Consider the following 14,582-nt stretch of genomic DNA (forward strand, 5'->3'; position numbering starts at 1 on the left):
TACTCCTTACACCGGCATGTTCATCACGTCCTGGTACGCTTGCATCAATTTGTTGCGTACCTGGACAGTGGCTTGGAAGGCAATACCGGCTTTTTGGCTGGCGATCATGGCATCGGCGATGGACACGTTAGGATCGCCCATTTCAACGGCGGTTTGCTTGGACCCGGCATCCTGTTGCAAACCGTTGACCTTGTCCAGTGCCTGGGTAAAAAGGTTGGAAAAATCGCTCTGGATCTTGTTGGGACCCTGGGCGCTGCCAAGGGAGCCAAGGCTGTCCGGGGCCATGGCCTCGCGGCTGACGCGCGGGCCTTGGGCCTGGTTGATAAGCGACTGCATCTGTTGCAGCAAAGCTGAGTTTTCACCACCGATCTTCATGTCAGGATTCCGTCGTTAGGGACTGTGACAGAGACATCCTTGCAATCAGCAGGCCAAGTTTTAAGCCGGTATGCTGATCCCCGCATCACGAAGCCTGGCGAGCTTGTAGCGCAAGGTGCGAGGGCTGATGCCCAGCTTCTCGGCTACCGCCTGGCGCGAGCCGTTGCAGGCTTCGAGGGTGTCGAGGATGATTTGCGCTTCCTGGGCTTTAAGCTCCCCAGAGAGGCCATCGGCGCTAGGTATCTCCAGCGCTTCGTCGTCGGTCTCGATGTAGAGTGCGTCGGCGTCAATCCATTGGCCTTCGGCAAGGATAAGGGCGCGCTGCACCACGTTATCGAGCTCTCGTACGTTGCCGGGCCAGCCGTGCAGCGTAAGGCGCTCACAGGCATCCTCGGTCAATTGCGGCGCCTCGCCCTTGCTGTGGCGGGCCAGCAGGTGGCGCGCCAGCGGCACGATGTCTCCCGGCCGGTCTTTAAGGGCCGGCCAAGTCAGCGGGAAGACGTTGAGGCGGTAGTACAAATCTTCACGAAAACGGCCCTGGGCCACCGCTTCTTTGAGGTCGCGGTTGGAGGTGGCCAGCACCCGCACATCCAAAGACACCGGCTTGCGGGCCCCCAGGCGCTCCACTTCGCGCTCTTGCAGTACCCGCAGCAACTTGGCCTGTAGGTTGAGATCCATCTCGGTTATCTCATCGAGCAGCAAGGTGCCGCCGTTGGCCTGTTCAAACTTACCGGGGCAAGCTTGGATGGCGCCGGTAAAGGCGCCCTTCTCGTAACCAAAGAGGGTGGCTTCGAGCATGTTGTCGGGGATGGCGGCGCAGTTGATGGCCACAAAAGGGGCGTTGGCCCGAGCTGATTGCTGGTGCACGAAACGGGCCAGCACTTCCTTACCCGAACCGCTGGGGCCCAGCACCATAACGGTGGCGTCGGTCTTGGCGACCTTGGCCGCCAGTTTCAGCAGCGCCTCACTTTTGGGGTCAGCCACCACCGGGCCCTTGTCGTCGGCCTCTTCGGCCAGGGCGTAGCGGCTCACCATATTAATCAGCACTTCCGGGGCGAAGGGCTTGGCCATGTAGTCGATGGCGCCAAGCTTCATGGCCTCTACGGCGTCGTTCACCTTGGCGTGGGCGGTCATCAGCAGCACCGGCAGCTCGGGGTGGGATTTACGCAATGAGCGCAGCAGCGCCATGCCGTCCATCCCTGCCATTTGCACGTCGGATACCACGATTTGGCAGTGATGGCTTTTCAGGGCCAGCAGCGCCTCTTCGCCGTTGATGGCGGTCTGCACCGCAAAACCGGCCAGCTCCAGGGTGTCGACCAGGGCCTCAGACAGGGCCGCGTCGTCTTCAACAATCAAAACCTGGGTCATGCGTTGTCCTCCATCAGCGGCAGGATAAGGGTCATGCGGGCGCCGGTGGCGCCGTTGGCCATGTGCAATTGGCCGCCGTGGGCCTGGGCCACCGAGCGCACCACCGACAGCCCAAGGCCGGTGCCATGGCTCTTGGTGGTAAAGAAAGGTTCGGCGACTTTGAAAAACAGCTCTTCGGGAATACCTGGGCCGTCGTCTTCCAGGCACAGGGTCAGCCAGGGGGACTGGGCACTGACGCTCAGCACCAGTTGCCGGGCGCCAGCCTGCAGGGCGTTGTGAACCAGGTTGCCAAGGGCCGAGACCAGGGCTGTCATCGAGCCCATAACCTTGGCACTCGGTGCCAGGTTGCGAATTTCAAGGGAGGCTTGGTGGGTGTCGAGCATGGACTCGGTCGCTTGAGTCAGCTCCTCGGTAAGGCTGGCGGCATCCAGCTTGTCGGCCACCTTCTGCTCGCCGCTTTTGGCGAACAGCAGCATGTTATTCATCTGGCTTTCCAAGTCCCGAAGCCTTGCTACCAGTTTTTGCTGGAAGCGGTCATGGGTGCTGGCAGGCAGGTCTTGGCTGAGCTGGCCAGCATAAAGCATGGCGGCCGACAGCGGCGTGCGAATTTGGTGGGCAAGGGAGGCCACCATGCGCCCAAGGGATGAGAGCCGCTGCATGTGGGCCATGCGGGTTTGCATGGCGCGGGTCTCGGAAAGGTCCGAGATCACAATCAGCTGGCCCGGTTCGCCGTCCAGCGGGCAGATATCGAGCTTAACCCGCCGGCCATTGACCAAGGACACCTCGGCGCCGTCATCGGCCTGAGGGCGAAAGGCGCGGCCAACCACATCCAGCCAGCGGCATTTCAGCAAAGGCTCACCCAGCAGGCCGATAGCGGTAGCATTGGCTTCGGTCACCCAGCCGGTGCCGTCCAATACCACTACCCCAACCGGCAGTATGCTCAGAAGCTTGTCCAATTGCCTGGCCGCCGGCTCTGCCGCCGGGTACCACTGTTGTGCCAAGGCCATAGCTCACCTTTCGTTTTGAACCTGATAACAGGCCTAATGCGAAAGACGTGCCAAAACGTAACACTATGAATTTAATGAAATTAAAAGAAGGAAAGTGGAGTGCCAAGGATTTGACACTCCGATTGGAAAGGCTTAATCGAGGCTCTTGCCGAGGCCGTACTTGCGCATTTTCTCCACCAGGGTGGTGCGGCGCATGCCGAGCAGCTCGGCGGCTCTGGCTACCACGTTGTCGCAGTTGTCCAGGGCCTGGCGGATAAGGTCGGTCTCAAGATCTGCCAGCATTTCTTTAAGGTTGATGCCATCGGGCGGCAGGGTCGCAGCCCCTACCCCATCGACCGCCATTGCCACCGGCGCTGCCAGCTCGGCTTCCATTTCATCTGACAAGGGCTCGTCGAGGAAAATCGACATCAGCGCTTCGCGCTCCAGTGCCTCTTCCTTGGCGGCGTCAAAGTGGCTGACCTCACCATACTGGTAGGTTCGCGGCAAATGCCCCACATCCACCTGCTGGTTGGGATAGAGGATAAGCAGCCGCTCTACTAGGTTGGCAAGCTCACGCACGTTGCCAGGCCAGGGGTGCTGGGCCAGAGATTCAAGCGCCCCTTGAGAGAAGGTCAGTGCCTTGCCTTCTTCGGCTTCGAGCCGTGACAAAAGCTCATTGACCAGCAGCGGAATATCGTCGGCACGCTCGCGAAGGGCCGGCATTTCAATGGGGAAAACATTGAGCCGGTAGTACAGATCTTCACGAAAACGGCCGTCTTCAATCATCTGAGGCAGTGCCCTGTGGGTCGCCGCGACGATGCGCACATCCGCCTTGATGGGTTTGGCACCGCCAACCCGCTCGAAGGTTTTCTCCTGCAATACCCGCAGCAGTTTGACCTGCATGTTAAGGGGCATGTCGCCAATTTCGTCCAGGAACAGGGTGCCGCCCTGGGCCAGCTCGAAGCGCCCTTTGCGGGACGCCACGGCGCCGGTAAAAGCGCCCTTTTCATGGCCGAACAGCTCGCTTTCGAGCAGCTCAGCCGGAATGGCGCCGCAGTTGACGGGCACAAAGGGGCCGTCTTTGCGGTTGGACTGGAAATGCAGGTTACGGGCAACCACTTCCTTACCGGTACCGGACTCCCCAAGAATGAGGACCGAGGCATCGGTAGGGGCCACCTGGGTGATCATCTGGCGCACCTGCTGCATGGCCTTGCTGGTACCGACCAGAGAGCGGAACAGGCGGGCATCACTGCCGCTAAAATGATGTTCGTGGTGGAAGTGCTGGCGCCGCGACAAAGTGCGCAGCAGCTCTTGGAACTGGCTGAGCTTGAACGGCTGGTTAAGGGCGCCGAGGTAGGCACCGTTACTTTTTACCGGTGTCCAGCCAAGGGTGATATAGGGTTTCTGGCAGCCGTTGAGCCACTCTTCGGACACTGCGCTGCCGGCCACCACCACCCGGCAAGCCGCTTGCTGCGCCCCCTCGGGCAAGGCGTCGGGGGGCACACTTTCACAGTGTTCCCCGATGAATTCCAGCAGTGTATGTACGATTTTCTGACGTTCCCGGTCAGCATCGACGACCAGGAAACCATGTTGGGTCTGCATGCCTACTAAACCATGTGCTTGTTTGCGTCGCTGCATACTGGATGCAAGCTTTTGTTATAGTGGGAAAAAGCACCTATGCCTAGGGCGCCCTGCTGTTTAATGATGCCGTCCGTATCAGGCAGATGCCAGTGTTCAGCGAACATTAATTTTAATATCTTTGTGTTTTGCGTCATGGCGCGCATTTTGCTTTAGCCCTGTGAGCCAACCCCATTTGGAGAAATGGCATGTTCGATAACAAGTCAATCCTGGTTACCGGTGGTACCGGTTCTTTCGGCCACATGTTCGTGCGCCATGTGCTGGCCCGTTACAACCCGAAACGGCTGATCATTTTGTCCCGGGACGAACTCAAGCAGTTTGAGATGCGTCAAGAGTTCGACGCGCCCTGCATGCGCTATTTCCTGGGCGACGTGCGTGACCGAGAACGGCTGGTACAGGCCTTCAAGGACGTTGACTACGTTGTTCATGCCGCGGCCCTCAAACAGGTACCGGCCGCCGAATACAACCCCACCGAATGTATCCGCACCAACATTACCGGCGCGGAAAACGTCATTCATGCGGCGCTTGCCAATAACGTCAGCAAAGTCATTGCCTTGTCCACCGACAAAGCGGCCAACCCCATCAATCTGTACGGCGCCACCAAGCTGGCCTCAGACAAACTTTTTGTGGCAGCCAATAATATGGCAGGGCGACACCCCACCCATTTTTCTGTAGTGCGTTATGGCAACGTGGTGGGTTCTCGCGGCTCAGTGGTGCCGTTTTTTCAAAAACTTATCGATAACGGCACCGACCACCTGCCCATTACCCACAAGGACATGACCCGCTTTTGGATCACCTTGGAACAAGGGGTGGAATTTGTGCTAACCAACTTCCAGCGCATGCAGGGCGGCGAGATTTTTGTGCCGAAAATTCCCTCGGTGCGCATTCCGGATCTGGCCACCGCCATGGCGCCAGGGCTGGCACAAAAAGAAGTGGGGATCCGCCCCGGCGAGAAGCTGCATGAAGTGATGTGTCCAGCCGATGACTCCTACCATACCTACGAATATCACGACCATTTTGTGATAACCCCGTCTATCACTTTCTACAGTCGCACCAACGACTTCAGTGCCAATGGCCTGGGTGAAAACGGCAAGCTTGTGGAGCCGGGATTTGAATACAACTCCTTCAATAACGATCACTACCTGACCGTGGAAGAACTCAAGGTCATGAACGAACAGGCCCTGAAATGATCCCCTATGGCCGCCAGCATATCGACAACGACGACATCCAGGCGGTGCTGGAGGTCCTCAGTAGCGACTTTCTGACCCAGGGGCCGCTGGTGCCCCGCTTTGAGCAGGCTATTGCCCAGTTTTGCGGCGCCAACTATGCAGTGGCGGTCAACTCCGCGACCTCGGCGCTGCATCTCGCTTGCCTGGCATTAGAGCTTGGCCCTGGCGACAGGCTGTGGACCAGCGCCGTTTCTTTTGTGGCGTCGGCCAACTGCGGCCGTTACTGTGCCAGTGAGGTGGACTTTGTCGATGTTGAACCGCTCACCGGCAACCTTTGCTTAAAAGCGCTGGCTGCAAAGCTTGGTGAGGCGGAGCGCCAAGGTACCCTGCCCAAGGTGCTGGTGGTGGTGCATCTGGCTGGCCAAAGCGTCGACATGGCCGCCCTTGCTGCCCTGACCCGCCCCTATGGCATTCGCATCATCGAAGATGCCAGCCACGCCCTTGGCGCCTATGACGGCGCCGATAAGGTAGGCCAGTGCCGCCACAGCGATATCTGCGTGTTCAGCTTTCACCCGGTCAAACCCATCACCAGTGGCGAAGGCGGCATGGCGGTTACTCAAAATCCGGTGCTGGCCGAACGCATCAGCAGCCTGCGCAGCCACGGCATTACCCGCGACGTACAAAAGATGCCGAGCGCCCCCGACGGCGACTGGTACTACGCCATGACCGAGTTGGGCTTTAACTACCGCCTGACCGACATCGGCGCCGCCCTTGGCCTCAGCCAGCTGCACAAACTGCCAGGCTTTATGGCCAAGCGCCAGGCCCTGGCCGCAAACTATGACAAGGCCCTGCCCGCGCCCTGGCAGCCCCTTGCCATCAACGCGCCGGCCCACTGCGCCTACCACCTGTACGTGGTGCGCTACCCTGGCATCAGTCTTTCGAAAAAAGCAGAGAAATTTAGCGCCTTGCGCGCCGCCGGTATCGGGGTGAACCTCCATTACATCCCCATTCCCAACCAGCCTTATTACCAAAACCTTGGCCAAAACCCGGCTCATTACCCCGGCGCCCAGCAGTATTACCGTGAGGCACTGACCTTGCCGCTGTTCGTTGACATGACCGATGCCCAGCAGCAACAGGTACTGGAGTCGCTGCGGTGAAGCTGGTGCTGGGTACAGTGCAGTTTGGCCTGTCTTATGGCATCGCCCACGACGGTTCGACACTAGGCGACTCAGCACTATCGGCCTTACTGACGCAAGCCTATGAAGCAGGTATCGACACCCTTGATACCGCCGCTTTGTACGGCAACGCCCAAGCGAGGCTAGGCCAGCTGATGCACCACCCTTTTGACATTGTCACCAAGCTCGGCGATTGGCAGCCGGGCCAAGCACGTATGCAGCTGGAGCAATGCCTTAGCGCCCTTGGTCGCAATCAGGTAAAAGCCGTACTGGCCCATCGCGCCCACTCGCTGCTGGCGCCACAACGTCTTGGCGAATTTGCCGCGCTGAAAACCGAGGGATTGTGCCAACAACTGGGCGTGTCCGTTTACAGTCCAGAAGAGCTCAAGCAGGTGCTCGACAGCGCCGATATAGATGCGGTGCAACTGCCGGCCAACCCTTTGGATCAACGCTTTTTTGCCATGCTGCCTGAGCTTAAGGCGCGGGGGATAACCGTTCATGCTCGCTCGTTGTTCCTGCAGGGGCTGCTGTTAATGCCCCAAGCCCAGCGCCCTCACTGGACCGCCAATGCCCAGGCACTTGAGCGTTGGGACAAATTACCCGGCGAGCCGCTGCAGCGCGCTCTGGATTTTGCATCAGCGCAAACACAGGTTGATGGTTGGGTTGTCGGAGTGCAAAACCCAGAACAGCTAACCGCGCTGATTGCGGCCAAAACCAAGGCCAAGCCGGACTCGATGAAAGCACTCGCCTGTAGCGACGTACAACTGATTAACCCGTCCCTTTGGCCCACATCCTGAGAGGTTAGAGATGATCCTGGCAATACTGCAAGCGCGCATGAGCTCAACCCGGTTGCCGGGCAAGGTGATGGCGGATGTGCTGGGCATGCCGATGATTGGCCGCCAACTGGAACGTTTGGCCCGCTGCAAGCAAATTGACAAACTGGTGGTAGCCACTTCGGATGATGCCAGCGACGATCCCTTGGCGAACTGGTGCACTGAGAACGGCATCGCCCTATATCGTGGCAGCCTGCGCGATGTCCTAGCTCGTTTCAGTAGTGCCGCCAAGGCTTACAAACCGACTCAGGTGGTGCGCCTGACAGCCGATTGCCCCCTTGCCGATCCAAGCGTCATTGACCAACTCATCGAGCAGCATCTTCGCGGCAACTTTGACTACAGCAACAACTGCTGGCACCCGACCTTTCCCGATGGCCTGGACGCGGAAATAGTCACCGCACCCTGGCTGGAAAAACTCTCTCAGTTGGCCAGCACCGCCATGGAGCGAGAGCACGTCACCTACTACTTCCAGGCCCACAAAGACGATATCCGCTGGAGCGAGCTAAAGCGTAACCCGCCCCGCCCGGAGCTGAGGCTGACCGTGGACAACCCGGAGGATCTGGCGCTGGTCAGGCAGATCTACCAAGCGCTCTACCCCTCAAACCCAGCTTTCACCACTCAAGACGTTATCGACTATTTAGACCTGCACCCCGACCTTGCTCAAAGCAACCAACACCTAGTGCGCAACGCCGGCAGTACCTCCAAGGAGAAACAGGATGCGTAACTTCGACAATTCTGCGGCCTGGCTAGAGCGCGCCGAAAAAACCATTCCCCTGGCCACCCAAACCTTTTCAAAAAGTAAGTTGGCCCAACCCCAAGGGGTTGCCCCGCTGTTTTTGCAAAAAGGCAAAGACAGCCAGGTGTGGGACCTGGACGACAATCAATACACCGATTTCATCTCCAGCCTGCTGTGTATCAGCCTTGGTTACGCCGACAACGAGGTAAATCAGGCGGTGGTAGCCCAACTGGAGCAAGGCTCTATCCTATCCCTCCCCCACCCGCTTGAGGCACAGGTCGCAGAGCTCTTGGTAGAGCTCATTCCCTGTGCCGAGCAGGTGCGGTTTGGTAAAAACGGGACCGACGCCACCTCGGCTGCTATTCGTCTGGCGCGCGCCTTTACCGGCCGCGAGCGGGTAGCCGTCTGTGGCTATCACGGCTGGCAAGACTGGTACATCGGCGCCACCTCACGAGACCTTGGGGTGCCCAAGGCCGTTAAGGCATTAACTCATACCTTTGCCTATAACGATCTGGCAAGCCTCGAACAGCTGCTCGCCAGCCACCCCGGCGAGTTTGCCGCGGTAATCCTTGAGCCGATGAACGTGCAATACCCCAAGCCCGGTTTTTTAGAAGGGGTTGCCGAGCTGACTCGCCGCCATGGCGCAGTACTGGTATTTGATGAAACCATCACCGGTTTTCGCTTTGATATCGGTGGCGCTCAGGCCCTGTTCGGCGTAACCCCCGACCTAGCCACCTTCGGCAAGGGCATGGCCAACGGCTTCCCGCTGTCGGCAGTGGTGGGCCGCGCCGACATCATGGCAAAAATGAACGACATTTTTTTCTCCGGCACCTTTGGCGGCGAGACCCTGTCTCTAGCCGCTGCCAAGGCCTGCATTGAGGCACTTCGCCGCCGCAAAGGCCCGGAGCGCCTAGCTGAACTTGGCAACAGGTTGATTGACGGGCTGCAAAACCTTATCGCCAGCCATGGTCTTGGCCACCTTTTTAACGTGTCGGGGCACCCTAGCTGGTCCTTCTTAAACATCACTCCTAACCGTTATTCGGTGCTTGAGCTGAAAAGCCTTCTGATGCAAGAACTTATCGAACAGGGCTTTTTGAGCCTTGGCTCTCACAACCTCAATCTCAGCCATAGTGAGGCCGATATCGACGCGCTAATCGCCTGCTACGCTAACGTGCTGCCGCTGCTGGCCGAAGTAGAAACTGAGGGCTCTATGGCAAAGCATTTTCGGGGCAAATTCCTGGAGCCGGTGTTCAAGGTCCGTTGATGAAACTGGTGTTTAGGGTCGACAGCAGCCAGCGTATTGGCCTTGGCCATCTCAGCCGCTGCCTGACCCTGGCCACAGCTTGGCCAGGACAGGTGCAGTTTATTTGCAGGGCAATGCCTGGCGCTGCCAGCACTTGGCTGGCAGACTGGCCAGTCACCTGGCTAGAAGCAAGTAACAAAGACGATGGCAGCTGGCTGACCGTCAGCCCGCAACAAGATGCAGCAGAGACCTTAAGTGCGCTAGACAGCGACGCCGCACTGCTGCTGGTCGACCATTACCAGTTGGATGCCGCCTGGGAGCGGCAGGTACTGAAAAGCCGTCCGGCCCTGAAACTTGCCGTGATTGACGACCTGCCCGGCCGGGCGCACCTTGCAGATTTACTCATCGACAGCGGCCCAGGCCGGACTCAGGCCGACTACCCACTTCCCGTATGGAATTGTGCCCTAACCGGCCCGGACTTTGCGCCGTTAAGGCCGGAGTTTTACCCGTCAAAGGTACAACATGCTCCTAGCAACAAGTTGCTGCTGAGCTTAGGGGGTATGGATAGCGAGAACGACAACAGCCGGTTACTGACCTGGTTGGCAAAGCTGCAACCCACACTGGGTTTTGAGGTAACGTTGGCCATCAGCAGCAAGGCACCACATCTTCGCGACTTAACAGCGCGCGCCAAGCAGCTTCCCTGGTTAACCCTGGCGATAGATTGCAACACCATGGGGGAACAGATGCGCCTAGCCCGGCTCGCCATTGGCGCGCCAGGCACCAGTGCATGGGAACGCTGCGCCTGCGCTCTGCCCAGTCTGCAACTGGTGCTGGCAAGTAATCAGATACATAACGCCCAAAGCCTAGCGGCCGCCGGAGCCGCTATAACCCTGCCCCGCTTTGACGAACATATGTTTGTACAAACACTAACAAAGGTTTGGCAGGACCAGGCGCTTTGCCAGCAGATGAGCCAGTGCGCACAAGCCCTTTGTGATGGCAAAGGAGCTGAACGAATTATCCGCGCCCTCGAGTCCTTATCAAGCGCGACAGTGACGCTTAGAGCCATGACCACCGAGCATTGCGAGGCTCTTTTTGCCTGGCAAAACGAGCCTGGTGCGCGCACTTATTCGCGTAATCCAGAGACGCCTGACTGGGCTGGCCATCAACGCTGGTTTGCCAGCGCCCTTGCTAACGACAACTGCCTGCTTTGGGCAATTGAGCTAAACGGCGAGGCCCTTGGCATGCTGCGTTTGGATAAACAACATGAGGGGCAAGGAGAAGTCTCCATCCTTCTTAGCCAACAGGCTCGCGGTAAGGGCCTGGGGCTGCAAGCCTTGATACAATTGCAACGTATGCAAGTGGTCGGCAGGCTAACAGCGGAGATCCACCCAGATAACCGCGCCTCCCAATCCTTATTTGCTAAAGCGGGGTTCGGCCAGACCGGGCCACGCCAATATGAGGTCGTTTTATGAGCCACGGCTTTTTTATCGACAAGTTCCCCATCGGGGCCGGTGCGCCGCCCTTCATCATTGCCGAGTTGTCGGCCAACCACAGCGGCTCACTGGATAAGGCGCTAGCCCATGTCGATGCAGCAGCTGCGGCGGGAGTGCAGGCCATCAAACTGCAAACCTACACCGCAGACACCATGACGTTGAACCTAAACTTACCCGACTTTCAGATTGAGGGCGGATTGTGGGATGGTTACAACCTTTATCAGTTGTATGACAAGGCACATACCCCTTGGGATTGGCACCAAGCGCTGTTTGAACGGGCAAGAGAAAAAGGCTTGGCGGTATTCTCCTCGCCCTTTGATGAAACGGCGGTAGATTTTCTCGAATCGCTGGACGCGCCGGCCTACAAGGTGGCGTCATTCGAAGCCACCGATCTGCCACTGGTGGCCAAAATGGCCAGCACCGGTAAGCCCCTTATCATCTCCACTGGCATGAGCAATTTTGAGGAAATCGCCGAGACTCTGGCTTGTGCGCGGGATAATGGTGCCCGGGATATCGCTCTGCTCCATTGCATCAGCGCTTACCCGACACCACTCAAAGATGCCAACCTTAAACGCATGCTGACCTTGGCCGAGCGCTTCAAGGTGGTAGTGGGATTATCGGACCATACCCTGGGTACATTGGCTGCCAGCAGCGCCGTAGCCTTGGGGGCCAGCATTGTCGAAAAGCACTTTATCCTCAGCCGCAATGACGACAGCCCGGATGCGGCCTTTTCGTTAGAACCGGATGAGCTAGCTAGGCTTGCCAGCGATTGTCTTGGCGCCTGGGAGGCCCTTGGCAATGGCGAAGATCAGCGCAGTGAAGGTGAGAAGGCCAACCTGCGTTTTCGTCGCTCCCTCTACTTTGTTGCCGATCTGCCGGCAGGCACTGTGATAGCGCCGCAACATATTCGCCGGATCCGCCCGGGGTTCGGCCTTGCTCCTAAACATCAGGATGCCGTTATCGGCAGGCGCACCGCCAAACCCATTACCGCCGGTACTGCCGTTGCCTGGGAGCTGCTGGTGTGAAAAGAAAGAACCGGCATTCTCGCCGGTTCTTTCATACTGGGGTACTTATCAGTTCCTGCAGCTCGAATTCTAGATAGTCGGCGAGTCCCAGCCAATCCTGGCGTTCCTGGCAGCCCAACATCATCCCAAGGACTTGCAACAGCTCTGGCTGGTGCTGACCTCCAGCCGTAAGCTGAGCGGTTATCTGCTCAAGCAGCGGTACCATCTCAAGGGCCGCTTCGGTATTCATACCTAAACGAAATAAGCGGGCCAGGGCCAGGCATTGCTGCTGGCATTGGGCAAGGGTCTTCATAAGATCACCAAATCGGGATGAAAGGCCGCGCCCTGTATTAAAGCACCGGCTTTTGAGGTGTTATAGAAGGTGACATGAGGGTGCCTGGCAATAAAGCGTTCCACCCCGCACAGGTAACTGCGAAAGTTGCGAAGCGTCTTGACCCGCTGACCATAGCCGTCGAGAGTCCACTCCACGCTTTGCCCCGGTGCCAGCCCAAGCACGCCGTTCTCCCACCCGGCGTGGGTGCGATCGCCCGGGAACGCAAAATCAGCGCCAAACATCACCACCTGCTGCCCACCGGCCTGAACAGCCAAGTCAAGCGCCGGATGGATAACCGAGCCGGCGTTGTTAAGTAGGCCCCTATCCAGTTGCTGGCGAAGCCGGTCAAAGAAGGGGCTGGTGGTCAATGCCAGGTAACGAAGCCCCTGCCATGCCGCCAAAACATCGCCGTTGGTGGTAGGAAAATACACCAAGCCGATGCCGCCGCTTTGGCTGCAAGGTAGCTCCTGTTCGATGATGCCAAAGTCTAGGGTTACGACAACGTCAGGGCGAATACCATTATCCAGCAAGGGCTTAAGTGCGGTATCCACGGCGATAAGCAGCGGCGCATTGGCCTGCTTACGTCGCTCACGGATATAGGCGTAATGCTGCTCAAGAGAAGGGCCTGTGGCAGCCACCCAAACCTCTGGTGTTTTCGCTGTGCCAAACAGCTGACGAACATCCAGGTCTTTGGCAAAAAAGTGACGGTTAGCCTCGATGCGAGCCAACCGCTCGGGCGCATCGGCCAGAAAACGCCGGTTATTGAAGGGCAAATCCAGCTCGCTTACCAACCTGTCACGGATCTTGGCGTTGGTGTCACTAACCAACACCAACTCGGCGGGACTGACCAGAAACGGCAGTTGGATATCTGGGCTGTTAGCTGCCAACTGCAGAGAAACCCTGGGATCACTCAACCAGTGCCGTTGGTCCAGCAGCTGCAATACCAAGAGGAATATGGCTTCGTTGAGGATGTGCACTTGCAACTGCTGCAGGTTACTGCGCGCCAGCAGCACCTGCTGAATATCACCAAGGGCTGTGCCATATAGATGCACGGTAGCGGCCGTCTCGGGCAGGCTGGCCGCTTGAGTCTTTGCCTCGGTGATGCGAGCGTGACGGCTGGTCAACTGCACACCGTTAACCATCAAGGTACTATCAAGGCCTTCTACCAGCTGCGCCGCATCCAGAGGAATGGAAGATACTTGGTTCAGACTAGCCATCAGCTCGGGCCAGCGCTGCGCGATCACCAACAGGTTGGCGTCAAGAAATTCACTCATGGGTCCACCGGTCATTGAAGAACTCAGGAATAGGCCTCAAGGCGTTTGCTGATTCCCTAGCCCTATAAAGCAACGGCCAAGGTACCACCTTTGAAGACCTAGGTCAGGCTTATCGAGCCAGACGGAGGCAAAGCCAGGGCTGTAAGTCGCCACCAAAGCCGCGTTTAAACAGCCCGATTTGCGCCAATTTAGGGTCGCCATCACCGGCAAAAGCGATAGGCCCCATGTCCATGACGGTACAACCACGCTCACGAGCCCGCAGCAAGCCAGCGTACAGTGGGTAGTGAGAGATGGGCAGGTTGAAGCGGTCCCTGTCGTAAACACCGACGCCATAATAGGCACGACTGGCACCACAGAGAAAAAGCGACGCCGCAACAAGTTGCCCATCAAGGGAGGCAAATACTGCAAATGCTTCGTTTTCGGCGATAAGCTTCTGCTGGGCCAGCCAAGACGACAATGAGCGGGTAGCACGCCCGGCCACCCGCTCATGGAATAACCGAAACCGCTCCATGTCGCTAACATCGAGGTTGGTAGCGTCTACTAAACGCAGTTCAAGATTTTGCTGCCCCCAACGTACTCCTTGGCGGTAACTCTTTCGCACACCGCTCCACAGTACGTCATCATCGCCAAGGGCAATTTCCTGCTCAAAATGCACGGCAGTAGTAGCGCCGGCATCCAACAAGGCAGTGGCGATACCGTCAGGAACCTTGGCCGGGAACTGATAGGAAAGCACGCTGGCCTTATCCATAAACTCTGCGGAAAAAGCCTTGGTTAGAAGTCGCTCAGCCTCCAACTTGCGCGCCTCGGCGAGCCCAGGAGCAATAAGTAGCCGAGCCGGGCCGCCAAAAAATCCAAGTTGCCTATCGTCAAGAGTGGCTAGCAGGACCCCGGCCAGTTGACCTTGGTGAACAACAGCCAAGCTATGGTCAACAAAAGGCCGCTGGAAGTATTGGC

Annotated in this window: 14 protein-coding genes; 7 read left to right on the forward strand and 7 right to left on the reverse strand. The window is 58.1% G+C overall.

Translation table 11 applies throughout. The features are described from left to right. Positions 1–6 precede the first annotated feature (6 nt). The 4 genes from fliE to AC22G1_RS12895 form a co-directional block, all read right to left on the reverse strand. Complete coding sequence (fliE, locus tag AC22G1_RS12880; RefSeq protein ID WP_050660309.1) at positions 7–375, reverse strand: flagellar hook-basal body complex protein FliE; 369 nt, start codon at positions 373–375, stop codon at positions 7–9. A gap of 60 nt (positions 376–435) precedes the next feature. After that, entirely contained in the window at positions 436–1,743 is a 1,308-nt protein-coding gene (locus AC22G1_RS12885) for a sigma-54-dependent transcriptional regulator (RefSeq protein ID WP_487313735.1), read from the reverse strand. Further along, a complete protein-coding gene (locus AC22G1_RS12890) occupies positions 1,740–2,750 on the reverse strand; it encodes a sensor histidine kinase (RefSeq protein WP_487313736.1) in 1,011 nt (336 codons plus the stop codon). The genes AC22G1_RS12885 and AC22G1_RS12890 overlap by 4 nt, the downstream gene beginning before the upstream one ends. 132 nt (positions 2,751–2,882) lie before the next feature. Further along, positions 2,883–4,331, reverse strand: a complete 1,449-nt coding sequence (locus tag AC22G1_RS12895; protein ID WP_487313737.1) for a sigma-54 interaction domain-containing protein — start codon at positions 4,329–4,331, stop codon at positions 2,883–2,885. A 224-nt stretch (positions 4,332–4,555) separates the two neighbouring features. Here AC22G1_RS12895 and pseB point away from each other — a divergent pair, with 224 nt between their 5' ends. The 7 genes from pseB to pseI are packed head-to-tail and all read left to right on the forward strand — an operon-like array spanning position 4,556 to position 12,041. Continuing rightward, positions 4,556–5,557: a UDP-N-acetylglucosamine 4,6-dehydratase (inverting) gene (gene pseB / locus AC22G1_RS12900; protein WP_487313738.1), complete on the forward strand. Its 1,002-nt coding sequence runs from the start codon at positions 4,556–4,558 to the stop codon at positions 5,555–5,557. Beyond that, positions 5,554–6,693, forward strand: coding sequence for a UDP-4-amino-4,6-dideoxy-N-acetyl-beta-L-altrosamine transaminase (gene pseC, locus AC22G1_RS12905; RefSeq protein WP_487313739.1), 1,140 nt, complete (start codon positions 5,554–5,556; stop codon positions 6,691–6,693). Before pseB ends, pseC begins: the two co-directional genes overlap by 4 nt. Continuing rightward, on the forward strand, positions 6,690–7,508 hold the full coding sequence (locus AC22G1_RS12910; protein ID WP_487313740.1) for an aldo/keto reductase: 819 nt from the start codon (positions 6,690–6,692) through the stop codon (positions 7,506–7,508). The genes pseC and AC22G1_RS12910 overlap by 4 nt, the downstream gene beginning before the upstream one ends. A gap of 10 nt (positions 7,509–7,518) precedes the next feature. Next, the gene (locus tag AC22G1_RS12915; protein WP_487313741.1) at positions 7,519–8,268 is read left to right on the forward strand and encodes a cytidylyltransferase domain-containing protein; all 750 of its coding nucleotides are present in this window, start codon (positions 7,519–7,521) and stop codon (positions 8,266–8,268) included. Further along, positions 8,261–9,544, forward strand: a complete 1,284-nt coding sequence (locus tag AC22G1_RS12920; RefSeq protein ID WP_487313742.1) for an aminotransferase class III-fold pyridoxal phosphate-dependent enzyme — start codon at positions 8,261–8,263, stop codon at positions 9,542–9,544. Before AC22G1_RS12915 ends, AC22G1_RS12920 begins: the two co-directional genes overlap by 8 nt. Continuing rightward, a complete protein-coding gene (gene pseG / locus AC22G1_RS12925) occupies positions 9,544–10,995 on the forward strand; it encodes a UDP-2,4-diacetamido-2,4,6-trideoxy-beta-L-altropyranose hydrolase (RefSeq protein WP_487313743.1) in 1,452 nt (483 codons plus the stop codon). The genes AC22G1_RS12920 and pseG overlap by 1 nt, the downstream gene beginning before the upstream one ends. Further along, the gene (gene pseI, locus AC22G1_RS12930) at positions 10,992–12,041 is read left to right on the forward strand and encodes a pseudaminic acid synthase (protein WP_487313744.1); all 1,050 of its coding nucleotides are present in this window, start codon (positions 10,992–10,994) and stop codon (positions 12,039–12,041) included. Before pseG ends, pseI begins: the two co-directional genes overlap by 4 nt. Before the next feature lie 31 nt (positions 12,042–12,072). Here pseI and AC22G1_RS12935 read toward each other — a convergent pair whose 3' ends face one another. The 3 genes from AC22G1_RS12935 to AC22G1_RS12945 all read right to left on the reverse strand — a co-directional run bounded on the left by AC22G1_RS12935 (position 12,073) and on the right by AC22G1_RS12945 (position 14,376). Next, positions 12,073–12,333, reverse strand: a complete 261-nt coding sequence (locus tag AC22G1_RS12935) for a hypothetical protein (RefSeq protein ID WP_487313745.1) — start codon at positions 12,331–12,333, stop codon at positions 12,073–12,075. Continuing rightward, on the reverse strand, positions 12,330–13,628 hold the full coding sequence (locus tag AC22G1_RS12940; RefSeq protein ID WP_487313746.1) for a motility associated factor glycosyltransferase family protein: 1,299 nt from the start codon (positions 13,626–13,628) through the stop codon (positions 12,330–12,332). The genes AC22G1_RS12935 and AC22G1_RS12940 overlap by 4 nt, the downstream gene beginning before the upstream one ends. A gap of 109 nt (positions 13,629–13,737) precedes the next feature. Beyond that, positions 13,738–14,376 carry a GNAT family N-acetyltransferase gene (locus AC22G1_RS12945; RefSeq protein ID WP_487313747.1) on the reverse strand — a complete coding sequence of 213 codons (639 nt, stop codon included), beginning with the start codon at positions 14,374–14,376 and terminating at the stop codon, positions 13,738–13,740. Positions 14,377–14,582 lie beyond the last annotated feature (206 nt).

It is taken from the genome of Gallaecimonas zhanjiangensis (assembly GCF_057624825.1).

Coding starts and splice junctions, on each gene's coding strand:
- AC22G1_RS12945 (WP_487313747.1), bottom strand. CDS start 14,376: ATGGATAAGGCCAGCGTGCTTTCCTATCAGTTCCCGGCCAAGGTTCCT.
- fliE (WP_050660309.1), bottom strand. CDS start 375: ATGAAGATCGGTGGTGAAAACTCAGCTTTGCTGCAACAGATGCAGTCG.
- pseB (WP_487313738.1), top strand. CDS start 4,556: ATGTTCGATAACAAGTCAATCCTGGTTACCGGTGGTACCGGTTCTTTC.
- AC22G1_RS12940 (WP_487313746.1), bottom strand. CDS start 13,628: ATGAGTGAATTTCTTGACGCCAACCTGTTGGTGATCGCGCAGCGCTGG.
- pseI (WP_487313744.1), top strand. CDS start 10,992: ATGAGCCACGGCTTTTTTATCGACAAGTTCCCCATCGGGGCCGGTGCG.
- AC22G1_RS12885 (WP_487313735.1), bottom strand. CDS start 1,743: ATGACCCAGGTTTTGATTGTTGAAGACGACGCGGCCCTGTCTGAGGCC.
- AC22G1_RS12920 (WP_487313742.1), top strand. CDS start 8,261: ATGCGTAACTTCGACAATTCTGCGGCCTGGCTAGAGCGCGCCGAAAAA.
- AC22G1_RS12915 (WP_487313741.1), top strand. CDS start 7,519: ATGATCCTGGCAATACTGCAAGCGCGCATGAGCTCAACCCGGTTGCCG.
- pseC (WP_487313739.1), top strand. CDS start 5,554: ATGATCCCCTATGGCCGCCAGCATATCGACAACGACGACATCCAGGCG.
- AC22G1_RS12890 (WP_487313736.1), bottom strand. CDS start 2,750: ATGGCCTTGGCACAACAGTGGTACCCGGCGGCAGAGCCGGCGGCCAGG.
- pseG (WP_487313743.1), top strand. CDS start 9,544: ATGAAACTGGTGTTTAGGGTCGACAGCAGCCAGCGTATTGGCCTTGGC.
- AC22G1_RS12935 (WP_487313745.1), bottom strand. CDS start 12,333: ATGAAGACCCTTGCCCAATGCCAGCAGCAATGCCTGGCCCTGGCCCGC.
- AC22G1_RS12895 (WP_487313737.1), bottom strand. CDS start 4,331: ATGCAGACCCAACATGGTTTCCTGGTCGTCGATGCTGACCGGGAACGT.